This is a genomic window from Desulfofustis glycolicus DSM 9705, assembly GCF_900130015.1.
Lineage (GTDB): Bacteria > Desulfobacterota > Desulfobulbia > Desulfobulbales > Desulfocapsaceae > Desulfofustis > Desulfofustis glycolicus.
Genome location: NZ_FQXS01000038.1, coordinates 1 through 26,031, shown reverse-complemented (window position 1 = coordinate 26,031; position 26,031 = coordinate 1). Strand labels below are relative to the sequence as shown.

The 26,031-nt window shown below is 54.0% G+C and carries 19 protein-coding genes, 1 tRNA gene and 1 pseudogene; 6 read left to right on the top strand and 15 right to left on the bottom strand.

All coding sequences use genetic code 11. The features are described from left to right. Window positions 1-34 precede the first annotated feature (34 nt). Both BUC26_RS20170 and BUC26_RS20165 read left to right on the top strand, forming a co-directional pair. Window positions 35-122 (top strand) — tRNA-Leu (locus tag BUC26_RS20170). A gap of 241 nt (window positions 123-363) precedes the next feature. Next, window positions 364-2,745, top strand: coding sequence for a sucrose synthase (locus tag BUC26_RS20165; RefSeq protein WP_073379007.1), 2,382 nt, complete (start codon window positions 364-366; stop codon window positions 2,743-2,745). A 181-nt stretch (window positions 2,746-2,926) separates the two neighbouring features. Here the strand turns inward: BUC26_RS20165 and BUC26_RS20160 are convergent, their stop codons facing one another. Continuing rightward, window positions 2,927-5,113, bottom strand: a complete 2,187-nt coding sequence (locus tag BUC26_RS20160; protein WP_073379006.1) for a sucrose-phosphate phosphatase — start codon at window positions 5,111-5,113, stop codon at window positions 2,927-2,929. A gap of 346 nt (window positions 5,114-5,459) precedes the next feature. Between BUC26_RS20160 and BUC26_RS20155 the strand changes: the two genes are divergently transcribed. Both BUC26_RS20155 and BUC26_RS20150 read left to right on the top strand, forming a co-directional pair. Further along, window positions 5,460-5,783, top strand: coding sequence for a hypothetical protein (locus tag BUC26_RS20155; protein ID WP_073379005.1), 324 nt, complete (start codon window positions 5,460-5,462; stop codon window positions 5,781-5,783). A 236-nt stretch (window positions 5,784-6,019) separates the two neighbouring features. Further along, window positions 6,020-6,265, top strand: coding sequence for a hypothetical protein (locus BUC26_RS20150; protein ID WP_073379003.1), 246 nt, complete (start codon window positions 6,020-6,022; stop codon window positions 6,263-6,265). A gap of 320 nt (window positions 6,266-6,585) precedes the next feature. Here BUC26_RS20150 and BUC26_RS20145 read toward each other — a convergent pair whose 3' ends face one another. Both BUC26_RS20145 and BUC26_RS20140 read right to left on the bottom strand, forming a co-directional pair. Continuing rightward, window positions 6,586-8,361 carry an SLC13 family permease gene (locus tag BUC26_RS20145; RefSeq protein ID WP_073379002.1) on the bottom strand — a complete coding sequence of 592 codons (1,776 nt, stop codon included), beginning with the start codon at window positions 8,359-8,361 and terminating at the stop codon, window positions 6,586-6,588. A 398-nt stretch (window positions 8,362-8,759) separates the two neighbouring features. Then, window positions 8,760-9,218, bottom strand: a complete 459-nt coding sequence (locus BUC26_RS20140) for a DUF4442 domain-containing protein (protein WP_073379000.1) — start codon at window positions 9,216-9,218, stop codon at window positions 8,760-8,762. Window positions 9,219-9,450: 232 nt separating this feature from the next. On the opposite strand from BUC26_RS20140, the gene BUC26_RS20135 reads away from it, so the two are divergent. Beyond that, a complete protein-coding gene (locus BUC26_RS20135; RefSeq protein ID WP_073378999.1) occupies window positions 9,451-10,092 on the top strand; it encodes a PAS domain-containing protein in 642 nt (213 codons plus the stop codon). Between the two features lie 32 nt (window positions 10,093-10,124). On the opposite strand, the gene BUC26_RS20130 is transcribed toward BUC26_RS20135, so the two are convergent. From BUC26_RS20130 to BUC26_RS20080, 11 genes are all read right to left on the bottom strand, one after another. Continuing rightward, a complete protein-coding gene (locus tag BUC26_RS20130; protein WP_073378998.1) occupies window positions 10,125-10,577 on the bottom strand; it encodes a hypothetical protein in 453 nt (150 codons plus the stop codon). 791 nt (window positions 10,578-11,368) lie between these two features. Further along, a complete protein-coding gene (locus BUC26_RS20125; RefSeq protein ID WP_073378997.1) occupies window positions 11,369-12,514 on the bottom strand; it encodes a DVU_1551 family NTP transferase in 1,146 nt (381 codons plus the stop codon). Further along, window positions 12,504-13,556, bottom strand: coding sequence for an XdhC family aldehyde oxidoreductase maturation factor (locus BUC26_RS20120; protein WP_073378995.1), 1,053 nt, complete (start codon window positions 13,554-13,556; stop codon window positions 12,504-12,506). Before BUC26_RS20120 ends, BUC26_RS20125 begins: the two co-directional genes overlap by 11 nt. Then, window positions 13,549-14,856: a DVU_1553 family AMP-dependent CoA ligase gene (locus BUC26_RS20115; RefSeq protein ID WP_073378994.1), complete on the bottom strand. Its 1,308-nt coding sequence runs from the start codon at window positions 14,854-14,856 to the stop codon at window positions 13,549-13,551. The genes BUC26_RS20120 and BUC26_RS20115 overlap by 8 nt, the downstream gene beginning before the upstream one ends. Beyond that, window positions 14,856-16,199, bottom strand: a complete 1,344-nt coding sequence (gene trsS, locus BUC26_RS20110) for a radical SAM (seleno)protein TrsS (RefSeq protein WP_073379022.1) — start codon at window positions 16,197-16,199, stop codon at window positions 14,856-14,858. The genes BUC26_RS20115 and trsS overlap by 1 nt, the downstream gene beginning before the upstream one ends. Window positions 16,200-16,235: 36 nt before the next feature. Next, window positions 16,236-16,688, bottom strand: a complete 453-nt coding sequence (locus tag BUC26_RS20105) for a DVU_1555 family C-GCAxxG-C-C protein (protein WP_073378993.1) — start codon at window positions 16,686-16,688, stop codon at window positions 16,236-16,238. 10 nt (window positions 16,689-16,698) lie between these two features. After that, a complete protein-coding gene (gene trsM, locus BUC26_RS20100) occupies window positions 16,699-17,406 on the bottom strand; it encodes a DVU_1556 family methyltransferase (protein ID WP_073378991.1) in 708 nt (235 codons plus the stop codon). Further along, window positions 17,403-17,618 (bottom strand): DVU_1557 family redox protein, encoded by a 216-nt coding sequence (locus BUC26_RS20095; RefSeq protein WP_073378990.1) that lies wholly within the window; start codon window positions 17,616-17,618, stop codon window positions 17,403-17,405. The genes trsM and BUC26_RS20095 overlap by 4 nt, the downstream gene beginning before the upstream one ends. Next, window positions 17,618-19,954 (bottom strand): pyridine nucleotide-disulfide oxidoreductase/dicluster-binding protein, encoded by a 2,337-nt coding sequence (locus BUC26_RS20090; RefSeq protein ID WP_073378988.1) that lies wholly within the window; start codon window positions 19,952-19,954, stop codon window positions 17,618-17,620. The genes BUC26_RS20095 and BUC26_RS20090 overlap by 1 nt, the downstream gene beginning before the upstream one ends. 278 nt (window positions 19,955-20,232) lie before the next feature. Continuing rightward, window positions 20,233-22,950 carry a molybdopterin-dependent aldehyde oxidoreductase gene (locus BUC26_RS20085; protein WP_073378986.1) on the bottom strand — a complete coding sequence of 906 codons (2,718 nt, stop codon included), beginning with the start codon at window positions 22,948-22,950 and terminating at the stop codon, window positions 20,233-20,235. Between the two features lie 117 nt (window positions 22,951-23,067). After that, on the bottom strand, window positions 23,068-24,093 hold the full coding sequence (locus BUC26_RS20080) for a molybdopterin-binding protein (RefSeq protein WP_073378985.1): 1,026 nt from the start codon (window positions 24,091-24,093) through the stop codon (window positions 23,068-23,070). Window positions 24,094-24,805: 712 nt separating this feature from the next. Between BUC26_RS20080 and BUC26_RS20075 the strand changes: the two genes are divergently transcribed. Continuing rightward, window positions 24,806-25,480 carry a hypothetical protein gene (locus BUC26_RS20075; RefSeq protein WP_073378984.1) on the top strand — a complete coding sequence of 225 codons (675 nt, stop codon included), beginning with the start codon at window positions 24,806-24,808 and terminating at the stop codon, window positions 25,478-25,480. A 249-nt stretch (window positions 25,481-25,729) separates the two neighbouring features. Here BUC26_RS20075 and BUC26_RS23650 read toward each other — a convergent pair. Next, window positions 25,730-26,031 (bottom strand): annotated as a pseudogene (locus tag BUC26_RS23650) (IS1634 family transposase); the annotation flags it as partial.

Here is a 26,031-nt window from a genome sequence, read left to right as displayed (position 1 = left end):
AGCGGAAAGGGCCTGTGTTAAAGACACACAACCAGCCTCGGTGGTGGAATCGGTAGACACCAGGGACTTAAAATCCCTTGGACCTTGCGTCCGTGCGAGTTCGACTCTCGCCCGAGGCACCATCAGGATTTCCTGTCAATCCTGATCGTTGGATGCCGCTAACGACATATTCTGCAGCGAATGGGCAGGGGAAAACCAACGTCAAGATCAACCCGCCGGTTCGCCCACGGTCGCAGGCGAAACCTCCCCTGATTGCCGGTTCCCGAAACGACCGGCTGCCCGGCAATAGCAAGCTGTTTCAGCCGTCGCGGGTTCGAAATCATCTCTCAACCGTCACGACGCGCCTCAGATCAAGGAGTTATCATGCACGTGCAATTCGAATCATACGCAAAACGCTATCCGGAAACGCTCTACGAGTTGTTCGATCACTATCGGGCAACGGGCAAAAATCTCCTGCTCGGCAGCGAACTGTGGGACGGTTATCAGGCCTTCGCCGCCGGCCGGCAGACCCAGACGGAAGACTCTCCGCTGGCCGACGCGATTCGTAAAAGTCAGGAAGCCTCGCTTTCCGATACCGATTTCTATGTCATAATCCGCCCCGGTGTGGCGCGATGGATCTATTACCACTATTCGTTCGACAGCAAGACGCTGTCCACGGTGTCTGCCGCAGAATTTCTCGCCTTCAAGGAATCCCTGATCTCTGAATCGCCGAGCGATCGCATACTGGAAATAGATTTCGCCCCCTTTGAAAGGGATTTCCCCAAGATGAACCAGACCCGTTCCATCGGCAACGGGGTTGAGTTCCTCAACCGGCATTTTTCCAGCCGCCTGACTCGCGACCTGGCCCGGGGCGAGGAGCTGCTTCTGTCCTTCCTCAGCGTGCATGGCTATGACTCGCAACCCTTCATGATCAATTCGACGATCTCAACGGTCAAGGAATTGCGTCGGGCACTGGTAAAAGGGATGGACTACCTGGAGAGTCAGTCGGCCGATCAGCAGTGGTCCGACTTTGAAAACACCTTGCGCCTGATGGGCTTCGAGCCCGGCTGGGGACGATCGCGTGACGGCATCATCAAAACCATGAGTCTGCTCGCCGACCTGCTGGAAGCCCCCGACCACCAGGTTCTCGAGACCTTTCTGGCCCGCATCCCGATGATCTTCAATATTGCCATCCTGTCCCCCCACGGCTATTTCGGGCAAGCCGGGGTCCTCGGTCTGCCCGATACCGGCGGCCAAGTCGTCTACATCCTCGACCAGGTCAAGGCACTTGAAAAGGAGATGAAAAAGCGGCTTTTCAACCAGGGGCTCGAGATCCAACCGCGCATCTTGATCATCACCCGCCTGATCCCCGAAGCGAATGATACCACCTGCAATCAACCTGAAGAACCGGTGGAAGGAACCGAAGGTGTCACCATCATCAGGGTCCCGTTCCGCCGAAAGGACGGTTCGGTCATCAACCACTGGATTTCCCGATTCGAGGTCTGGCCGTATCTGGAACACTTCAGCATCGAGGCCGAACAGGCCATAGTCGAGCGCCTCGGACGGCAACCGGATCTGGTGATCGGCAACTATTCGGACGGCAACCTGGCCGCCTACCTGATCGCCCAGAGTCTCGGCGTCACCCAGTGTACCATCGCCCATGCCCTGGAAAAGACAAAATATCTCTACTCCGCCCTGTACTGGAAGGACATGGAGCAACAATACCATTTCTCCTGCCAGTTCACCGCCGATCTGATCGCGATGAATTCCTCCGATTTCATTATCTCATCGACCTACCAGGAAATCGCCGGATCAGACGATGTGGTCGGCCAATACGAGAGTTACGGCTCGTTCACCATGCCAGATTTGCAACGCGTTATCCAAGGGGTGGACGTGTTCGATCCGAAATTCAACATCGTTTCACCGGGAGCCGATGCCGACATCTATTTTCCCTTTACCGACCAGGCGCGTCGATTTGTCGATCGACACGACCAGATCCGCACCCTTCTTTTCGGCGAAGCCGGCGAAAACTACCGGGGCACGATGCAAGACCCCAACAAACCGATCATCTTCTCGATGGCACGACTCGATCACATCAAGAACCTGACCGGCCTGGCCCGCTGGTTCGGCGAACATGAGACGCTGCGCAAACAGGCCAACCTGCTGATCGTCGGCGGCTCTATTTTTGAGGAACACTCCGGAGATAACGAAGAGCGGCAGCAGATTCGCCTGATGCACGAACTGTTCGAAGGCCTCGAACTCGACGGCCATGCCCGCTGGCTCGGAACCCGGCTCGACAAGGAAACATCAGGGGAATTGTATCGATTTATCGCCGACAAGAAAGGGGTTTTCGTACAACCTGCTTTTTTCGAGGCCTTCGGTCTTACCGTTATCGAGGCAATGTCCTGCGGTCTGCCGACCTTTGCCACCCGCTACGGTGGGCCACTGGAGATCATCAAAAACGGTGTCTCCGGTTTTCATATCGACCCGAACCACGGTGATCGCGTCGCGGCCGGCCTTTCATCCTTCCTGCAACGCTGTTCCTCGGATCCCGACTACTGGCAACAGCTCTCCGACGGTGCCATTGCCCGGGTGGAAGAGCGTTATACCTGGCGCCGCTATGCCAAGCGGCTGCTGTCGTTGACCTGCATCTACGGTTTCTGGAAATTTTCGACCAAGCTGGAGCGGCAGGAAACCAGACGCTATATGGAGATGCTCTATCAACTGCAATTCAAGCACCGTGCCGCAACCATCGAACAATATTAAGGGAATCCTGAAAAATTGTCATTTCGCCCAAACTCATCGTTGCGCAATCGAATTTTATCCTGGCAATATCATGTATGTCGGCGGTAAAATTTTCTTGAGCGCCTCGATCGTGAACGAAATTCCGAATTTTTCAAGCTCCCCTTAGGCCGAGAGCTTTACCGTTACCGGCCGGCGAGCGGCATCAAGCAAAACCGTAGTGTCGCAGTCCGTCGATAATGCCGGCGGCGTATGATTCCGGCGAGAAATAGATATTCGGGCGATCGCACAGGTGGTCCAACTCGTCACTGTGATTACCGACCACCAGCCCCCTGGTGCGGCCGTCAATCATGTCGGCGTCGTTACCGGAGTCACCGGCAACCATGATGTGACGCGGGGAGAAATCATACTTCTGGATCAGGTATTCGATAGCCTTACCCTTTGACGCCCGAAGCGGCAGGATGTCGAGAAACTGGCCGTGGGAATAAATCACCTGACAGCGCAGCTTCGTATCGTCCAGAGCGTCACGAACCTGCTGGAGGCGGGAATCTTTCTCCTCGAGATAGTAACTGATCTTGTGACTGCGCTGCCCTTCCGCCTCCTGTGAGACGAGGAAATCAAAATCTGCTAGCGCCCTCTTTATTTCCTCGGCCTGCCACTGCCAGGAGATGTGCTGCTGCCAGCCTTTGTCCATGCGAAAATCGGGACCGTAATAGATTTCAGTACCTACCGAGCAGATCATGATGTCCGGTGTCGGAAAATTGTACTCCGTCATAATCTCGATGGTCAACTCCAGGCTCCTACCGGTTGCCACCCCCCAGGCGATGGTATCGCGGTTCTCCTCGAGCAGGTAGAACAATCGCTCCATCGCGGCATCGTCTCCGACCAGAGTGTTGTCGATATCGGTAATCAATAAATGCCTGACATTGGTCAGCCGCCGCCCGAACGACGGTCGGTTGTTCGTGCTTCCTGCCGCCTCGCCTCCCGGCAGATCAGGATGAGCCCCCTTGGGCAGTAATCCTCTGATGGCATCAAGGTATTTTTCGCAGTGGGCCCGCCAGGAATAATGTGAGCGAACGCCGTTGATACCGTTGTTGGAGAACATCGTCCACTGCTCCTTGTCGAGCAGGATCGACTTGATCGCAGTGGCGATCTGCAATGAATCGGTGACATCGACGAGAATCCCGTTCTGACAATTGGCAACGATGTCCCGGGGGCCACCATCGTCAGTGGCGACAATCGGCACGCCGCAGGAAGACGCCTCGATCAGGGTCAGGCCAAACGGCTCGACCAGCGCAGGGTTTACAAAAACACCGTTACTTTCAGCACATAAACGATACAACTCAGGAACTTCCGTAGCAAAATCGTGTTTTTTCGGGATGGCCAGTTTGCCGTAGAGGTCATAGCGATCCATATGCAGCAGCATATCGGTCAGAACATCCTTTTCATTGTCCTCCATGTCGCTGATATTACTTCGTAAACCTGCAAATATCGCAAGATTGGCAACGGCCCGCAGCTCCGGGTCGGTACCGTAGGCACTGATCAACCCGGCAATGTTTTTCCGGTGGTCGGGGCGGCAGAGCGCCAGGATAAATGGCTTGTCCGGCGACATCCAGAAACGGTGCAATTCCCGCAACAGGGTGTGGCGGGTCTGTTTTACTTCGTCGCTGAAGAGATCCGGATCGAACTGGATGTCGTAGTAGGGGTAAAACGCCTCGAGGTCGAGACCGGGCGGAATCACCTGCAATGCCGCCTTGGCGGTATTGTCGTAGAGACCGTATTGTTCTTCGATTTCCTGCTGCGTCGATACGACGATCAGGTCGGCGGTTTCGATAATGCGCTCTTCCCGGTCGATCCGGGTTTCGATTTTGTACTGGCTGTCGATCTTCGTCGTGGTCAAACCGTCTCCGATAAGCTTGTTGCGCTTGTTGCGACCAAGCGAATGACCGGTAAAAACGAACGGGACGTCAAATGCGGCGGCGAGTTCCATGGCGACATAGCCGGCATCTGCATAATGTCCGTGAATCAAGTCGGGAGTTCTGCCCTCTTTGGTGATAAAGGTGATGGTATTGTCGATAAATTCCTCCAGATGTGGCCAGAGCAATTCTTTTCTGAGGTATTTTTTACCGCCGCAGGGCAATCTGATCAATCGGGCGTATTCGGTTATCTCTTCCACCGGTACGGCATAATCGGTACTGACCCGTTTGTCATCGATCAGGCGCGTCAGCAGGTCGACCCGATCAACGCCCTCCACCTCGCCAAGGGACTTGGCCAACTCGAGTACATACTTGATCTGTCCTCCGGTATCGGCATCCCGGCCGAGTTCCGGACTCCGGTGTCTGATCAGACCGTGTATGCTGATATGCATCACATAAAGACCGTTATCTTTCATTAGTGCTCCTCAACAGAAAAGCTTGGCGGAAAACGAGAGCGTTGTATCCCGATGTATGGGCGCATGGCACCTATCGGGTACTTTGGAAATAACGCGTTCGGGGCTTCCCCAACCGCGGAAATTGGGTCGCAAACAGCGGGCACGAACGGGTATGGTGCGTCGCTCAACTCGCTTCGGGCAGCCTCTCGCATGGCAATATAGTCATGTAATAATAGTACATTCGGCATCGAGATGCCAGCCCGTTGTGTTTCCTGACAAACTATCGTGCCTCGCTGAGAGACGCAATTCGGCTTGCATTTGCCCTGTCGCTCCGTATTTTGCTATACTTTGAGAAAAGGGCCTCGCCATGGTGAAACAATTCCCGTTCTTCATCCAGTACCACGTCAGGCAGATCCCGTCGTCCCCCTCCTCTTCCTTCGTCCGCGAAGGTCTGGCAACGATCATCGTCTTTGCCGACAGTTGGGAAGTCGCCCGCACCCGTGCTGGCCGGGTGGTCGCGGAACACGAGTTGGAAATAGTACAGCTCGCTCGCATTCATCTCATCGGTGAGCACTCGGTTCAGAGATTCGACATAGTGTTACGTTCGCTGTATCAACAGGCCGAAATGTACGGTGTCGGTCTGCATTGTGATTACTGGCCGATCCGTTCGGGTTGTTGCGCCGATCGGTAACGGCATCAGCGCCGGGTCAGGAAACCAGCTACGGTGAAAAAAAATAACGTGAACGGCAAAAAAAAATAGAGCGAGTGAAACAATTCTAACCAGGGGTTTTTAATAAGATTTCTTACTTTCAACAACAATCATCCAAAGCAAAACTACGTATATATACCTATTTACTTCACCGTCAACGACAAGTAACAATGGAGGAAGGATATTACGATAAGCGTAATGACGTCAGGGAGGGGTCCATGGACAGTCATTCTCGAGGCAACAAACGACAACCGAAAGTTTTTCCGGTGCAGGGAGAGGTGCCTGAAAAAAAACTGCGACATATCCTTCATGCCAAACCTTCTTTGAAGAAGAGAAAAGCCCGGGCAGTCACACCACCTTTTCAAGCGCCCAGGTCTTATCTTATCGTCAGAGCTTACCGGGAATTTGAAGGATCTGATTTTATCGAAGAGCTGATCATGCAGCGGGACTACATCATCGATTAACAACATTCCGCCCAACCATACTGCGGGACGTAGTCGAACCGCTCCCCTCTGTTCCGAATTGATGTCACCACCCTCTTCGAGCTACTGAGAACTACAGCCTCCCGATCTCGCTACTCTTTTTCAAGATCCCCTTAGCTCCCCTTATGTGCCGGCAATGTATCGGAAGACAGTTTGCCGCGCTCCGGGCTACCCGTCGGCAGATCCTGCAAGGGTATCTGCCGCTCCTGTTAACCATCAAAAAACAGCTGGTCCGGATACGTGCTGCACAGCCACACTGTCATGTCGGGTTACACCATACCTGCCCATCCTGATGCCGACAGTTAAAACGGCCAAATCAACGGGATCAGGATCGTACCGGCAATGACCACGAGCAGGTTGAGCGGGATCCCAAGTCGCAAGTAATCGAAAAAGCGATAGCCGCCGGGACCGAAAACCATCAGGTTGGTCTGGTAGCCGAGTGGTGACGCAAAGCAGGCGCTCGCGCCGATGCAGACCCCGATGATGAACGGTTTCGGGTCGGCGCCGACACCGAGCGCCGTGGAAATTGCAATCGGCAGCAGCAATACAGCGGCGGCATTATTGCTCAGGATCTGCGTGCTGATACTGGTCAGGGCGATGACGCCGCCCAGCACGACGATAGTCGGCATGTCGCTGAGCAACGTGAGAAAAAGATCGGCATACAGGCTACTGGCACCGCTCTTTTCCATGGCCAGCCCGAGGGCAATGGTGCCGGCGATGAGTAACAGCACGTCGGCCTGCAGTGCGCGGTAGGCATCGCGCATCTGCAAGCAACCGGTGACAATCATCAAAAAGGCGGCAGTCAGCGCACAGGTCATGATATCCGCGAGGCCGAGTGCCGCCGTACCGATCATAGCGACAAAGTTGATGATGGCCCACCAGGCTTTCCGCTTGTGCACGATCTCTTCGTACACGTCTTCGATGATAAGGTAGTCCCGCTCACTGCGCAGCTCTTCGAGTTTCGTTCCGGAGCACCAGATCAGCAGGATATCACCAGTCTTCAACCGTACATCGTGGATCTGTTTCTCGGCCAGGCGAGCCCCCTGCCGTTTGACGGCGATGATGTTGATTGCCGTATCTCTGGCCAACTCGGTACGGGCCAAACGCCGTCCCAGCAGCGAGGAACCGGGAGCAATCAACAACTCGAAGATGATTGGCGGATCTTTCTGGGCGCCAAGCGTCAACCCTTTTTCCGACGAGGGGAGTTCCACACCGTCCTCGTGCAAGATAGCGACCAGATCATTGAGTGACCCCTTGACCAGGAGGATATCGTCTTCCTCGATCGATTTGTCATCACGCATCGGATAATAAATACGGTCATGACTCGTCAGCTCGATCACTTCCAGGGCCGGAAAGCGCTCCTGAAAGGCATGCCGTGGCTGCTGTCCGATCAGTTGGCTCGCGGCACGAATCTGCAGCTCGGCAAGATATTTCCGATGCTCGCTGTCCTGCATCTGGCAGATCGGATTGGCAAGCGACGGCAACAATCGTGGCGCGGCAACAATCAGAAAAACCATTCCGGCGACGGCAATGGGGACCCCGACCAGCGACAGCTCGAACATGGATAAGGCGCCGTAGCCGTGCTGGGCGCTGAGATCACTGACGATGATATTGGTAGAAGTGCCGATCAACGTGCATGTTCCGGCCAGAATCGAGGCATAGGAAACCGGAATCAAAAATTTCGATGGACTCAGACCGAGATCACAACACATCGCCATGACAACCGGGATGAACAGCATGACGATCGGCGTATTGTTGATAAAGGCCGAAGCGAAACCGACAGAGACAAGGATCAGTGCCAGTGCCGCCGTCAGATTTTTCCGGGCCACTTTGATCACCTGCCGGCCCAGAAATTCCACGCCGCCCGTCCGCATCAAACCGCGACTGACGACAAACATCGCCGCCACCGTGACGAGGGCGGGATTGGCCAACCCGGACACCGCCTCACCCGGTGCGAGCAACCCGGAGACAACGAGTACGACCATGATACCGATAGCCGTCAGGTCAACTGAAATCGTCTCGGTCACCAACAGGTACAAAACAACCACCAGAATCACACTGATGATCCAGACATCCATATCAACACCTGTACCATGCTAGGTTTTGTCGGCCGATCTCCCGAATAACAAATACCTCCTCCTGCCCTGGTCGAAGCGGCGGCGATTGGAAAACATATAATCCCCATCACTGGAAGTCACAATGATCAATCAAAATCGGCGTCGTTATCTCAAAGAATGGCCGGTCCTTCATCCGGCTGCGCTGCGGCCTGATTTTTCGCCGCACCGGGTCTTGGAGATGCCGCCAGCGTCAGAACCGACCAGCCGGAGGGACTATTTTGATACATGCGTCCGGTTACCCGGAAACAAGGGTGGCCAGGGGCTGCCCTGGTCCTGCAGGCGCCGCGGCAAACCAGAGCGAAGCCCTCGAACCTGCAGGCAGATAGTAATCATGGTGCTGCCTGGATGGTTCGTGTTCCTCACTGGTTTTGTCGTTTTTTGCGGATGTAGATCGTTTTCCTTACCCTGGCCACCAATTGACCTTGTTTGTCACAGATAGGAACTTGAAATCTTGCAAAATATTTTTTTCCGTCGGCAGTCTGTCGTCTGATCAGGGACAGGTCTTCATCGGTTATTGTCATAATCGCCGATACGGTCCCTCGCCCGGCAGTGACAAATTCGATCTCGGCGGCCTTGTCCCAGACCAGATAAGACTTCCCCAACAGGTTCATGAGCATCAGCATCAGATGCGGATCGACCATCGAATAGAGGCTACCGCCAAATTGGGTTCCGACAGCATTACGGTTATACCAACGCAACTTCATGGACACCCGAGTCTCGTGCCAATCCTTGGCGATGGAGGTGACCCTGATTCCGGTACCGAGATAGGGTGGATACAAATTGAGAATCATTTTCATCAATCGTGGTGTAATCTTCATCTGTTAATCCAATGTTTAAGTATGCACATCAGTGCTTTCGGTGCTGCCGGAAGACCATTGCGACAGGTACCCGGAAACTGGACGGACCACGTAAAAAAGGTTTCCCCCCGGTTCAGGACGTGATACGATTATAATTAAATCAGTCCTTACAAGTTGACCGGTTCTGCCGAAGGCAAGACCGGCCGGCACTTCCGTGCTTGATGCATAGCCAACCTTCTTTCAGCGCACTATCGTGTCAAAACATACCCCTCTTCAAAACGACATCAGCGCCGCAATTTTTGCCGCGCTGCCCGAACCGTTTTTCGTTTTCGATGAAGAAGGACGCTATGTCCATATTTTCGGCGGCGCCGATCAGCAGAAGTATCACCGGGGGGAGCACCTGCTCGGCAAACGCATCCACGATGTGATCGACCCGTACCTTGCCGACCGCTTTATCGCCGAGATCGAAAAGGCGATAGCGGCAAACAAGGTGCACACCTTCACCTATCAATTGTCGGCCCAGGATATCAGAGGCTCGGAAGAACTTCCGGGACCGCCGGGAAAACAGTGGTTCGAGGCCCACATCTCGCCCATCGCCGCTACTGCCGGACAGCCGCGAATGGTGGTCTGGATCGCCTTCAATATCACCAAACTCCGCAACACCGTAACAGAAAAAGAAATCCTGATCACCAGCCTGCAAAATGCCATCGGAGAAATCAAGACCCTCCGCGGCATCCTGCCGATCTGTTCCCACTGCAAAAAAATCCGAGACGATAATGGCTACTGGAATCAATTGGAAACCTATATCAAAGAGCACTCAGAAGCCGATTTGAGCCATGGCATCTGTCCTGAATGCCTGAAGAAACACTATCCGGAATTCACGTTTAACGACTGAGCCGGCAGGGCGGCCCCTTGGTCTCCTCGCGATCAATTGTTTGGTGATAAAAACAGGTTTTCGATGCCGTTGTCGTAAAACTCCTGATGGTAGCGATCGGCAATTTCGTCCTGAGCCTGCAACCGAGAAACCGGGTCCATGCTGCGTACCGCCTCCAGTCCCTGATCATTGATAAGATCACGCAAGGCCAGTCGTTGCCCCAGTTCTTCCCAAAAGACGTCGTCTTCAAACTGTTCGATGAATTTGCTGTACGTCCCCATTTCTTCGAACTCTCTTGTTGGAAAAAATTCTTCCAGCTTGCTGTCATAGGAGACCAGATTCCCACAGCCGAAATCCTCGGCATAAGACATGATCTTCTGTTCCAGTTTGTTGTAAGGCTTCGTCTCCGAGTCTTTGCCCACCTTGAATGAGTTCATGACCCACTCGGCTATTGCAAATACATCGAGCATCAGGCGATATTCATTTTTCGAGATTTTGATTTTCATGTCAGCCTCATCCTACCTGCTCTTTATTGGTTCAAGAAATACCCGTTCGCGCCGGTACTACCCGTACCCCTCAAACGATCGGGTTCGTCAAATACGGATCACCGTCATAGCAACACTCCGATTTTCAACTATTCTGTCAGCTTTGTGCCCGGCACGCAATAACCATTTGTTTCGAGTCGGACGAGGGTCTGAGAGATACGACAGGGACAACGATGGACGAAAGGGGGGAAACAGCACTATGGAAGAGATACCCGGTCGGCACGATATCGGAGAGGAACTGAAAGGGATTCAGTTCCTCCCCCTCGCTAGAAATGGAGGTTGATATGGCAGTCTTCTTCCATTTTTTCTAGCCAGTCTGCAAGATCAGATCAAGACAACGCGCGTCCGCTTCGAATTACTTTGCAGACGTTCGCCCGCTGCACAGATCGCGGATCGTTTCTCGTGGCTCAATACCTCTCTCAACCCGCGGTTCTCTGTCACTTTCGATCTGAGGTTGAACGAAAATTCAAAGTGTTCCACGGGGTGTAAGTGTTAGTCAGAGGAGGATTTAATTAATTATACTTATGGCGAAGGGAAACACCATCAGAAATAAACCTATTGTGTGATAGGCTTTCGGATGACAGCTGTTTGTGTTACGAAATATTATTAGGCCATCCTTACCTACTTTGAGATGAATCAATACCCTCTTGGCTCTCTGGACAAAATACTTTTTGCACACTCCACGAAACAGCGTGGCAAAGACTATGTAATCCCTCCATATCGTACCAGGAAATCAGATCCTTGCCTCATGTTCACTCCGATACCTTGGCCGCCACATCCGCCAGAGTCCGTCCCATAGCCGCTTCCACCCTGGCCGCCACCTTGTAGGCTCGCTGTCTGCGTTCGGCAATAGCTTTCCGTGCTTCCGGGTCAGCGCCGTAGCGCTCCGAGGTCAGATTGTATCGCTTTTCCAAGGGCACAAGTTCAGTGCCGATCACCATCTTGTCCGCTAGAAAGACCACCTCCCGCTCACTTATCGAAGACCCCGGCTCGGGATCCAGATCCCTGTGGCTGGCCACAATGCCGGCGATGTCAGTAAATCCAGCCTCCTCAAGCATGTGTCCGCCTTTCTGTTCATGCATTGGAAGCCCCTTGGCCAGATCATGCAATAGGGCAGCTCGCTCTATACGCTCAAGATCAAGAATATCGCCCGGAGCTATGCCTTGATTCACGGCCAATCCCAGCGCCACGGCCACCCTCGCCACGGCTCGGCCGTGCCACCTGACCCTCTCGGGTGTGTCCGCAAGATCCAACAAAGCCTGGCACTCTTCCGCATTGGGCAGCCCTCTGGCGGCAAATCGTTGGTAAACCTTTCGATAGTCCTCCTCCGTATCCATGTCCCGAATTATGCCCGAATCCGCCACCGGCAGCGGCATCACCGAATCGGGACGGGCCTGCTCAAATCGCCCCAACACATGCCGCAAACCGCCGCGGCCATCCGATTGCATGATCCATGGGAGAAGTCTTAGGGAGATAATGGGGGGATGACCGCGACGTCCCAGAAAAACGGGATGTACCAAATCGATATTTTCTCGGGTAAATTCTCTGCTCATGCGGCGAAGAGTCGAAACTCTGATCAAGGGGATGTCCGCCGGCAACAGAAAAAAGCCGGGACACTTTTGATCCAAAGCATTCACCCCTGCCTGGACCGAGGTGAACATACCATCCAGGTGGTGCGAGTTGAACACAAGACGGCCCCCGGCCGAAGCCACGACAGGTGCAAGATCCTCCGAGCGGTGCCCTGAAACGACCAGCACCTGCCCCACCCCGGCTGAACGAAGGGTATTCAGCACCTGCTCCAAGACCGTGGAATCGCCTAGCGGGGCCAACGGTTTGAAGCAGCTCATGCGGCTGGACGACCCCGCCGCCAGCACTATTGCAGCCAAATCAGACAGCATTGTCCAGGAGTTCCGCCCGCTTCTGAATCATTTCGGCCACAATACTCACTGCGATCTCAGCCGGAGTTTCCGCCTTGATGGACAAACCGATGGGACTATGCACCCGGGCCAGGGCCGCCTCGCTCACCCCATCGTCAAGCAGGGCCTCATAGATAGCTGTTCGCTTCCTGGCGCTACCGATCATGCCGATGTAGCCGGCCTCCGTGGACAGGGCTTGGGCCAGTACGCCCCGATCATGCAAATGGCCCCTGGTCATGATGACCAGGAAGCTTCTCCGACCTGGTCGAACTCGCGTGAAACAGTTTTGGAACGACTCCAGGACTTCGACCTGATCAGCCTCGGGAAACCGCTCCTTGCTGGCAAAATCGGCTCGGTCGTCCAGAACCACGGTGCGAAATCCTACCATCGCGGTTAGTCGGGCTGTCGCCTGCCCTACGTGGCCGGCACCCACGATAATAACCTCAGTTTCAGCCATGAAGGGCTCCACCAGAAACCGCCCTTTTTCGATTTTGATGATCCCGGTTTCCAAGTCTTGGAAACTCTGTTGCTGCATCAAATCAACCAGCGGCTCAGGGTGCGTGTCACCAGCACCCCCCTGCCTGTCCAATACCCATCGTCCGGCCAGCTCAAGACGCTCAGCCGAACCTTCCACCTGGCTTACAAGGACGGCATTCCGTCCCCTTCCGATAATGTCGGCCAGTCGATCAAAATGTTCCACGGATTCAGGTTCTGACGGCACATGCTCGAGCCTAATCCTAACCTGGCCACCGCACAGCATACCATCCCGTGCAGCCTCGTCCCCGGTCAGAATAAAATCGACCAGTCGCAACCCACCGGACTGGAACAGCTCCTTCGCCATCTCTTGCACCTTGGCCTCCAGCAGCCCACCACCTACGGACCCCTGGATCGAATCGTCCGGAAATACCAACATCAGGCTTCCCGACGAGCGAGGTGTAGAGCCGGAGTGGGAAATAATGGAGGCCAAGACAAGTTCTCTGCCCCCTTGCACCTGCTTCACCAGTTGTTTGAGTAAATCACGCATCAAGCCCTCTCAATCCGATGATTCGGCGTTTAGCCATCCCCGCCATGACCCCACTATTATCCAGGGTGAGATTCAAGGTCAGCTCATTTGAAGGGATATCCGAATCCGAAAAAAACTTTTCAATAGCCAAGCAAGCCTCTCCCAAGAACCATGCTCCGGTACCGGGGGACGAACGAACCTTAACCTCCAAGACAAACTTTGGCGTTGTTGGCAGCAATCGAGCACCATAATCCTCCAGACACGGTACACTGAAAAGTACTTCATCCAATTCGGCCAGATAGAAGACCTTTCCAGAGGGCAGCTCGACCTGCTCACCGACCCGCTTCCTGATTCTGCTGAGACGGCGCAACTGGCTGCCACAGGGACAGGGGAAGGTCAACAGCGCGGCCAGATCTCCGCTACGATAGCGAATCAGTGGCATGCCACGACGGGTCAAGGTTGTCACCACCACCTCCCCTTCCCTGCCGCTTGGCAACTGTGCTCCAGTTGCCGGATCAATCGTTTCGAGATACAAATCCGTCTCACGCAGATGGTAGCCCTCCCGTGCTTCACATTCGACACCTCCGCCCAAACCGGTTTCGGACATGCCCCAGTGGGTAAAAACACGGCAAGACCAGGCCTTCTCCACGGTCGCAACCAGAGAACGGGGCACATTGTCCGAGCACAGCAGCACACTATGCACGCTCCCTCCCGCTGACCGGTCTCTGCTAGCCAAGGCCAGAACATGAACCGGAATTCCAACAATCACCTGGGGACTCAAATCGTGCATGTGCTGGAGGGCGGCGTCCGGGTCCAAGACGGGTCCATGCACCACACCGTTGGCACCCAATTTCTCAAGACCTGTGCATAGTAAATCACCTACACTGCCCGGTCGTTCCCCGGGCATAAAGATCAAAACCCTATTTCCGGGTATGGTGAAAGTGGACATGCCGCGATGAAAAAAGTCCACGGTACGATTCAGATCTTCAGCCGAAAAATGGACCCGTTTTGACTCTCCCGTAGTGCCAGAACTGGCAAGAGTCACCACCCTGGCGATGTCGCCCTGAGAAAGGCACAGAAACTCATGATCCCGGCCGCGCAACTCCTCGGGTGTCGTGGTTGGGATACGGGCAAGGTCCATTGGCGTATGGATAGACCATGGATCAATATCTCGAAGCCGGTTGGCATAAAAGATGCTGTTCTCTTTGGCCCAGGCCAGCGTCTTGCACAACAGAGCGCGCTGATACTTCCACACAACCGCCGGAGCGGGGGAAGCGCCAATGGCGTCTTTAATCCATGCCTCCAGGGGGGTGATTACCATCAACTTTGCCCACGGTGTAGTGACCGTCCGTCAACAGCGGTCAGATTCCAGGCGCAGAACGGAACCAGGCGGCCATCCGGGGACAGGCAGTGGATACAACATCCCTGCAGTCGCTCAAGATCCAGAGTCCATGCGTCCTGAAAGGCCATGGCCGAAATAGTAAAGCTATCACGACGACTACGGGCAATGAATTCGTCCAGCCCGCCTGGAGCACAGTCACGATCACTCACTGGCGGAGCGGCCCATATTCGTGCCGTGAAGGCCTTAGACAGTTCCGCACCATGACTGGCCTGGAGCGGCTCCGATCCAGTACAGCAACGTTCCCGGTCGGTCAGCAATTTCAGCTTCCCATCTTCTCTCAGATAGTTGGCATGAAAGGAACACATGGCATGTTCACAGGCAGGGGGGCTAAAATCGAAGACCCGGACCTGACCGCTAGTCTGGTCCTCCAACGCCCGCATGATCTCAGGAAGGGTAATGCGTTCCTCATCCGAGGGAGTTTCAGGATACCGCCCGAAGTAGCTGATGGGTTGGTAATGAACACCGCGCACCAGGGTCCCCTGCTCCAAAGCAAAATGCAGGATGTCACCTATCTGGTGATCGTTGATTCCTGGCTTGAGGGTAGGTACCAGGACCAGTCCGATACCCAGCGAGACGCACCGCTCAACAGCACGTTGCTTCAAATCCCAGAGGGATCGTCCTCGAAGATTCAGATAGACCTCGTCACTAACTCCATCAAATTGAAGAAATACCGATTGTAATCCAGACCTTACCAAGGATTCACCAAAAGCCTTGTCTTTGGCCAGACGCAGCCCGTTGGTATTGATTTGGATCAGGCCGAAACCACGCTCTCTGGCCAGGGCCACGATGGCCGGCAGGTCATCTCGCACCGTAGGCTCGCCACCTGAAATTTGCAGATTGCACGGTCCGGCAAGCTGGAGAGCCCGGTCCATCATGGCTGCCACAACGCGCAGTTCCGGATCTTTGCCTTTCCCACCTGAAGCTGCAAAACAAACCGGACAACTCAAATCGCACCTGGAGGTAACCTCCACCAGAACGGTGCAGGTATGCTGGCCGTGTCGCTCGCACAATCCACAATCATTGGGACAACCACGTTCTGTGGCCAAAAATGGCTGGCGAGGACGGGCCGGGATCTTGGGCCGGACCCAGTCGCCCAAGGATGGGTTCCCTCGCCACACCGGGGTACGGAAGCGGCCATGCTCAGGACACTCTTTGTCCAACAGAACCTGGCTGCCCAGCCGAACTCGTCGTGCCGGAATGGTTCGAAGGCATACCGGGCAGACGCTCTCGGTACCGTGCCCCGCACCGTGGCCGTAGTCTATACCTTCCAACGGAATCGAGGAATTCACTAAAATTCTCTAGTCCTTGGCCAGGCTGGGATCGATATCACTGGCAGTTAAAATCTCCATAACCTTGGCATAAACCTTTTGGACCAGGTCGCCACACCGGCCTGTGTCGGTTTTCCCTTGAGTATCGCTGAGGATGTCGGCGCAGCGAATTCCGCCATAGCCGGCGCAGACAGTGTCCCGGAACCATTCCACCAACTCGGCTATCATGAGCTCAAAACGATGGTGGGGCTGCTCCTCAGCCGTACCCTTGCCGGCATACAGGGAGATAAGACAGATTCCGCCAGTGAGTGCTCCGCAGGTTTCGCCACAGAATCCCATACCATGGCCAAGTCCGGTAACCGCCCTCACCAGATCAGAGTTATCTCGGTGCTGCAGCTCAAGGCCCAATTTGATCAGGATCTGGCTGCAGTTGAATCCTGCTCCTGCCAGCCGCAACAGGTCCATAGACACGTCGCTATTCATGTTCACTCATTCACTTTTTTCTGGCAATGACCAGAACGTAGCCAAACTGGTTTTTCCTTTTTGCCGATTGATAACCACTGCGACATGGCAAATGATCCCCAGGATCAAGACCGGCAAACACCAGCCGAGCAGCAGTCTCCTTCAACAGATGGTCATGCGTCTCGGATTGCACCACCTCACATTTTCTGTACTGTAGCATCTCAAATATCCGCGGCAGAGAAAGAGCCCCTTGAAAACAGTTGATCAAACAGCCTCTTTGGTAAGCCTCTACTTCTGGTAATCGGTCACGCCGGTATACGTCTGACCAAACCAGGATTCCTTCGGGCTCGAGGACCCGCACTATTTCACTCAAGGCATGATTACAGTCTTGTACGAGACTGAGCACGCATTCACAGAACACAGCCCGGAATTGACATGAAGTGAAAGGCAATTCCTCTACCCTACCGTTGATCAGGAGGGATTTCGCTTCTGAGACCGGATTTCCAAGCAGATAGTGCGAACGATCCACGCCGACAGCGCGAAATCCCCGCCGGGTCAAATGACCGACTGTTTTTCCTGGTCCACAGCCTACATCCAGAATCCTGGAGTCAGGCTCCAAATCGCACTGACCCAACGCCCGTTCGGTCAAAAGTAGCCCCCCGGGCCGCAATGCCGCCTCCAGGGCGTCTCTTAACTCCGGTAGCTCATAAGCCGGGCTTTTTTGCACCGCCAGGCTCATTTATCCTCCAAGATACGCTCCACCTCTAGCATCTTGCCGGTTGCCAGCTCTTCCGGAATCAAGGTCTGAGCACATTTAGGGCACACCGGTAGCTCAACGTCAAAGGTTACATTCAGATACTCCAATCGAACCGGACCGGGTACCAGGACCTCATTGCACCGTTCACAACGCCAGCCCGCATATTTCTCTATGAGCTCAGGAAAACGCTGCATCAGTCCGCCTCCAATTGCATACGATGACTCCAGGCCCGGTGAACGCGAAAACATCCGGGATCATCGGGCAAAGACGTATACTCAACCCAATAGGTCACGGCACCAGGCTTATGCATGCATACATATCGGCCAGTAGCCGGGTCGACCAATCTATTCCCATGCTCCTCGGCATGATAAATGGCGCGGCGCAGATCGTCGCTTAAGATACGCCTCTTATCTACCAACTCCTGAGTTTCAGGATCCAGGGCCAGGCGCAACGTTTCCCATGGTTCTCTGGCCATATCTTCACTCCATATCTGATCCAGCAGGGCAGCTCGCAAGCGGGCCCGGTTCTCTTGGCGATCGGCCATGCCCCGGCCTGTACGTACAAGAGGTTCAGTTGACTGTGGGTATTGAGAACCTGGGAACAAAACATCAAGCAGATGGGCCACCTTCTTGTCGCCTCGGGCCAATTCATCCCGACATATTGCGCAGTAGACCAGAATGCGCGCTTTCTCTGACCTGGCTGCTCGCCTGGCAGCCTGCTCTCTGGCCATTTCCGGATTGGCGCAGTCCATGAGCCCACCATAACCGCAGCATTCCGTGAGTTCCGCCGTAAGGCTCGGTTCTTCTATTTTCAAGCCAACGCGAGCTAGCAGATTGCGCACGCTTTCCCGAAAAGCCGGCAGGTCTCTGGTGGTGCAGGGATCGTGAAGGAAAAATATATCTTTATCGGCTCTTGCTTCCTCCGGCAGCCCGGTCTCCTCATCCAGCACCTGCCATAACGAGATGCTCTCCACCTGTGGGAGGATATCCGCAAAGATCATGGCACAGGTAGAACAGGCCAGAACCAGGCGAGGCCGCCCAAAAGAATCCCAGGTCTCACGAATGCGCTCAGCATTTGGTGTGAGCAGATCCTCCCGGCCTGCCCATCGGGGCGGAGCACCGCAACAGTCGAGCATCAGCCCGACCCCGCCGTCGAGCCGACTGCGCAAAAAGTCATACACCATTTTGACGTGACGAGGCGACGATCCTGATAACTGGCAGCCGGGGAAAAAGAGATGATTGCAGGCATCTTTGCCAGGTTCCAGCCGGGCCAGCGAGGCACGACTGGAAGTGCTGAAGGCATAATCGCGGAGGGCAAAATCATGGGCCGAAGGAGGCATCTTTTTTGCCGTCACCATCTCCCGCCGAGCTAAGCCGGTCAACTCGGCCATGCTGAAATCGTGTGGGCAGACGTATTCGCACAGCCGGCACCATGAACAAGAGTTAATCATGGTATTTGACTGACGCTGGCCATGAACGACAGAAAGATTATTGTAAATTTCCCGGGCATACCGCTTGGGCCAGGCCTTGTAGCGTTCCAGGTAGGGACATACGTCAACGCAGCGCATGCAATCGCATTGCAAGCACCGAACCGCCTCGGCCCTGGCTTCGTCCGGAAGATACCCAGTCGACACGGCCATTGGCACCGCAGGCCGCACCGTCACCCCCTCGATAGAAGTGTCCTGCCGGGTTAGATAGGGTCCCTCCTTTTCCCGGGCAGCAGTCAAAGAGGCTCCCTGAATCTGCCGCTCGATGGATAAGGCCACCTTCCTTCCGTGCAACGCCATGTTCACCGGCGAGAGTTCTCGCTCCTGCCAGCCGCCGCAGTACACTCCCCTCCTGGATGTCGCCAGCGAAACCAGGTCGACTCTCGGCAGGCCCAGCTCAAGCTCCAGACCGAGTATTGAGAAATCAAGAAGCGGTTCGTTCGGCAACAGGTCATCAAGTCCCAAATACACCGCACTGCTTTCGGCCAGCAGCGTGTCCAGAAGATCTGCCGTCAAAGCTCGGATACCATGAACCGACACGCCCATGCCGATCATCTTTGTCATCTCCGCTTCCAGAGCCTGGCGTGGCAACCGCTCCTCGGGCAGAACCAGCAGGCTGCCGCCGATCCGATCTGCAAACAGGTCTACGCCAAAGCCCTTCCTGGCCAAGTCCCAGGCCAGGCTAAGTGAACTGAACCCCCCACCGAGCACGGAAACCTGCTCTTCTCGACGAGGCAAGGGAGGAATACCGCCTATGTCCTGTGAGTTGCGAATACAGGCCCGTTCCAGTTCTCCTATTCGAATAGCCTGTCCCACGTCTGCCCTGCGGCATTTTCTCTCGCAGGGGTGATCGCAGATCAATCCCAAAACTCCTGGCAGAGGCATGATTCTGGCCAACACCTTGCGCGCAGCCTGGACTTCGCCTCTACTCATGTGGCGCGTCAGCCCCCGCACGTCAACATGAATAGGGCAGGCCGTCTGGCAAAAGGGCGGCTCCTCCTGAATGCACCGCCACTCAAATTCGCGCAGTGTTTTCTGATCCATGGTCTAAGGTAATCTGCTCGATTTCAGCCGCTCTTTAGTCACGGTCCTTAATAGAATCAGGAGTTCTCGCCAATTTTCTGTCTTGATCGAGAGCTGGTATTCGCCTGGCAATCAGGCTCCTGATCTTCTGTCACTGATTTCAGGGGGAGCTTGAAAAACAGAACCATGATCAGGATATCGGCTGCACGAGAACCATCATACTTCTATTTCAACGACCTATAAAAAAACAAGGCCCGGGACGGCACTTTTATCGTCCCGGGCCTTGTCGCTGAATTTTGCTATCTTTTGAGCGCCGCTAACACCTTCTCCGGTCGAGCCGGAAGTTTAGTGATGCGGGCGCCGCAGGCCTTGGCTATGGCGTTGATCACCGCAGCATGCGGGCAGGTAAGGGGCAGCTCACCCACGCCACCGGCTCCGAAAGGCCCCTCAGGCCTCGGACTTTCTACGTACATCAGCTCAATATCATCGGGGATCTGCTTGATGTACGGAAAACCAGCACCACGGAGGCTACTGTGTTTCTCGATGTCCTCGTAGTCCTCGGTCAAAGCCAGACCGATACCCTGAGCGATGCCTCCATAGAGCTGCCCGTCTACCACCAGGCGGCTGTTAATCTTGCCCACGTCGGCGGCCAGGGTCATCTTCTCCACAGTAGTCTCGCCCGTTGTCACATCCACGGCCACCTCGGCCATGAATACGCCATACATGTAAACAGCAAAGGGATTGCCCTGACTATTCTCGTCACATGGGCTGGCTGGGGCCGACCATTTGCCCGTATACTTGGTGGGGATCTTGTCCGCCTGCATCTCTGCGAAAGTACGGAAGCTGCCGTCCGGCTTCTTCATCCCGGCCACCAAGGCCTCACCAGCGGCTTTTATGGCTTGACCGGTGACTACCTGGGAGCGGCTACCACCGGCCGGACCACTATTGGGAGCTTTGCTGGTGTCATTCAGAACTAGCTTGATGCGGTCCGGCGTAACACCGGCTGGACGCAGAGCCTCGGAAGCAGTACCGAGGGTCCCGGCGTCAGCGCCCTGGCCATGATCTTCCCAACACGCGTAGACGGTGACCGTGTCGTCCGGGTTAAGCTCCATCCAAGCCTCGGAAGCATCGGGACCATCCAAGCCACAGCCATAGACGCCCACAGAGATGCCCACCCCCCGCTTGACAGAGTCCGTAGAATTCGACCTGGCCTTATCCAGTGCAGCCTTGTACTTGGGGCGGATCATATCCAGCATCTCAGGCAGGGAGTAGACCTCGGGATCCTGGCCTGTCGGTGTCTTGGCTCCCTGACGATAGACATTCTTATATCTGAGTTCCAGGGGATCCATGCCCAGTTTTTCGGCCAACTCGTCCATAAGCACTTCAGAAGCGAACTCTGACTGGGGCGAACCGTAGGCCCTGAAGGCAGATCCCCAGGCGTGATTGGTACACACCGTCCGCCCCTCTCCCCTGATGCTCGGAATATCATAACCGGAACCGATAAACTGTGCGCCACGCAAGGTAAGCAGATCGCCAAATTCAGAGTAGGGACCGTGATCCACGGACCAGTCGCTCTCCATGCCAAGGATCTTGCCCTCTTTGTCAGCAGCCAACCTCAGGTTGATAAAGAAGGGAGAACGTTTCCCCGTGTACTGCATCTGCTGTTTATAGTTGTAACGCAAAGAGCAGGGACGCTCCGTGGCCATGGCCGCTACTCCCACCAAAGCCTCCATGGTGGGGCTGAACTTGTAACCGAAGGTTCCGCCGGCATAGTTCTGGACCATGACCAGATTATCCAACTCCACACCCAAACCAGGAGCGATCATAGCCGCGTGCAGGTGCAGACCAATTGACTTGGAATGGATGACCAGTTTCCCCTCGTCATTGATGTAGGCGAACCCATTGTCAGGCTCCATCGGCATGTGCGGTTGCCGTCCTACATAGAAATCGTCCTCGACCACCACCGGGGCATTCTCAAAGATGGGCGCAGTGTCCTCACCTTTGGCGATCTTCTGCACAAAGTAGACATTGGGCGTGCCGGGGTGGATCTCCATGGCATCATCGGCCATGGCTGCCGGTGCGCTCATATAGGCGGGCAGCACCTCAAGGTCCACCTTGACCTTCTCGGCTGCAGCCCGGGCATTTTTCTCGGTATCCGCGCAGACGATGGCAAAAGCGTCACCGTACTGGAAAACTTTCTCATCGCACAGAATAGGCCGATCCCAGCCATCACCCTTGTTGGTGGGAAAGGTGATCAGACCGGTAATACGATTTTTCCCCTTGACGTCATTGTGGGTCAAGACCTTGTACACCCCAGGCATCTTCTCCGCCTCGGAGGTGTCGATGGACTTGATGTTGGCATGGGAAACCGTAGCCTGGACCAAGGCGAGACGCAGGGTGTTCTCAGGTAGTTTGAGACTGACATCTGGACCATAATCGAGGGTTCCGGTGACCTTTCCCACAGCTGTAGGCCGAGGGAAATTAGTGCCGAAAATTTTCCCATCAGCGGGAATTTTGAAGATTAGATCTTCCTTTGACATATCGCCATTTATAATTTTTGCAGCATCCTGCACCGCATCCACCAGTTGTTTGTATCCGGTGCAACGGCACGCGTTCTTATTTTTCTGAAACCAATCGCGCACATCATCCCGGGTAGGATTGGGGTTACTGTCCAGCAGGGCCTTGGTAGAAGTGATGAATCCAGGGGTACAATAGCCACACTGAGCTCCACCATGAGCGATCCAGGCCAACTGAATGGGATGCAGATCCTCGGGTGACCCCACTCCTTCCACGGTGATGATGTCGGCAGACTCATCGACACGGCTGAACTTGGTGATGCAGGAGCGGACCAGCTTGCCGTTAAGAATGACCGAGCAGGCCCCGCACTGCCCTTGACCGCAGCCGATTTTGGTTCCCGTCAGCCCTAGCTGCTCCCGGAGTACCTCGGCCAACATGGCATCCGCCGGCGCAATGACCCGGATCTCATTACCATTGATCTTGACTACTTTGCTGATCATGAGAATTCCCTCCTTGATTGTAGACAATACCAAAAGCCGGGAAAGTCCGGCTCATTTCTTCCTTCAAGACAATCGACCCAAAAACCTCCGGACGGATATTTCAAAACCAAAAATCCGTTACAATCCCTTGCCAAACGAACAGATGGGGTATCGACACTCAGGGCACCCCGAGCATAAACCACCATGCCCGAGCCGTACAATGTCCTTTCGGGTAACGGTCTCCCCGGCCAACAGCCGAGGGACAACCAAATCGAAAATACTGGCCCGGTGATACATGACGCACCCGGGCAAACCGACGATGGGAGTGTCATCGAGATAGGCGAGCATAAACATGGCACCGGGGAACGTCGGCGCTCCGTAGGTGACGATGCGGGCGCCGGTCTCGCGGATGGCGGCAGGAGTCTGGTCGTCGGGATCGACGCTCATCCCGCCGGTGACGCAGATCAGGTCGTAACCATGCCTACGCAGAGACATGACGGCCGCCACAGTCAGATCCACCTGATCGGAGACAAAGACCTGCTCCTCCACCGTGCAACCCAAGTCGTCGAATTTGCGCCGCAGGACCGGGCCAAACCCGTCCTTGATCCGGCCGTGAAAGACTTCGCTGCCGGTGGTGACGATACCGACGCGTGCCGCCTTGAGCGGAGCAACCTCGATAAGGGGCAAGTGCTGGCGGCCAATATCTTCGGTCAGGCAGACCAAATCCTCGGGGACTACCAGGGGAATGACCCGGGTACCACCCAGGATCTGCCCCGCTGTTACCACCTGATGGGTGTGGATAGTGGCAAAGGTCACTTCCTCGAGGGTATTCAGCCGGTTCAGGCCCGGCACGTCGATACGGAGCAACCCGGAACGGGCGGCGGAAAGGGTGACCTTCCCTTCGGTCGGCTGACCCAGGACGATTCCCTGCCCAGCCGCGGCCCAGGCAATGCGCTGAGCCGCTTCATCCTCGTGAACATATCCGTCCCGCGGATCGTAGACATAGAGCGAGGCTTTGCCAACATCAAGCAAGGTTTCAATATCGTCAGCCGAAACAATGTGGCCTCGGCGAAAGACAGGCCCTTTCACCTGCCCGGGAACAATTTGCGTAATGTCGTGGCAGAGTACCATGCCAACCGCTTCCTGCACGGGAATTGTCTTCATACGCTTCACCGTCGTAACATGGCTAGGTCGTCGGAAGTCCGACTGACCTCGTATCAGAAAGGCAAGTGAGCCCAGTGAACGGACTCAGGAAGGCATACTATCTATGTCCAAGCGTAATTGAGCAATTATTTTCCACATGTTACCCAACAATTACCATTAATAACTTCTTACCAATAGTGATACGTCGATCCATTTTCCGCCTGAACCTTCGATAATTTTTCCCGTCTACTCAAACTGGAAGCAGATCAGCTGTAAATAGAGAGGGAAAAACACAGGAGCCATGTTTCACGTCTCTGTTAATCTTCGTTATTATTGGTTATTTAAATATGCGCATATTGCATATTTTCTCTTTGGGAGTAATCTATTGCTGTTTGTAGTGTAGGGAACCTTGAAAAATTGTCATTCCGTCCAATCTCAGTGTTGCGCAATCAAATTTTATTTTAGGAATATTATGTATATAACTGCGGTAAAATTTTCTTGCATGCCTCGATCTTGAACGAAATGCCGAACTTCTCAAGCTCCCCTGTAGTCGTTCCGTTGAAGGATTCCTTTAAATGATGCCGTGGGCACATATCTACTTGAATAGCAGAAGGATAATTTAGAAGTGATATTGTTTTAAAGAACAAAAGAAAAGGACCGGTACTAAATTGAGGATGGTTGTCAATATTCATCTATTCGACAACCGCAATAGTTCAGATTATAGACTGAATATATGTTGCTTTTAACAAGAGATTTGCTTGATCAGGTTTTTGATCATAATTTAAATGAGGAATTCCTAATAGATCAGCTGGATCATCTGGAATCGTCCAGGGAACTGGACGGGCCTGTCGAACTATATTGGCTTTCTATGTCAAGAATAATGGAACTAGCCTTGCTCTGTGCTGGTAACTATGCTGACTTTGGGCAGATTCGTGATGTTGCTGATTTAATGGTAAACCCAAGACATACTGAGGTTCATATAAATGGGATCTGGGAACCTGTTCGAGTCAAGAGACATGAAAGGATGACAAAGCAATTTGCAGATTATGCTCCTGCCGGGACAAATGTAAGAGAATGGCTTCGTGATAATACCCATCTTGTACATGTTAAAGGTCCTTTGATACCAAATTTATATGATAAGTTGAAGGGCGCAGACTCACTATCAGAATCATATATTTCATCCGTATATTCAAGGATGCAAAAAATTTCAGAAACGATGGCATTTGTCATGCAAGGTCAAAGGATGAATCCAAACTATCCACTTAGCGGAGTTTTTTCAAAAGAGAAAGAATTTGTTGAAGCGAATTTGTGTAGATACAATAGAAACCAATTTCGCCAGATAGGTACGGATATTAGCGGGATGTTAAAAGATGATAAATATTGTAGCAGTTTTTTAAAATTTAGTTGAGGTAATAATTACCTTTTTTGCAAGCTTAAAAATCGATTTGATTGTTAAATTATTAATCGAATGCTTTCAGTAATATTCCTGCAACTTTCATCGCTCGATCCCGATTCCGCGAGCAACAAGAAAACCACTCTACACTTAAAATAAATACTCAAATCGTGTAAAGATTTAAAACTAGTTATCAAAAATGTGCGCTGTCTAGCGGATGTTCCAAATATAGAAAGGCCGATTTTGCCCCTCAATATTCTGAATTTATTTCGATTTTCTCCTGCTCGGCAGCTTCCTTCTGCTGTCTACGTGACCAGTCCGACGCGGCAGAGCACTGGGCGGGGTAATCGTCAGTGCTGAGAATAACCGAGCCAGACTTGGCCGTGGCTGTGGTACGCTGAGCATGCCACCGGTCTGGTTGCCGTTGATTTCATGCTCCATCGCGCACAGGGTTGATAATTTTTTCAACCCCTCCTCGACGGTCACGTCCAGATCCCGCCAGGCATCCGCCAGCTTGCGCCGGATCAGATACGCCAGCATGACAACAAAGACATGCCCCCTCGTGC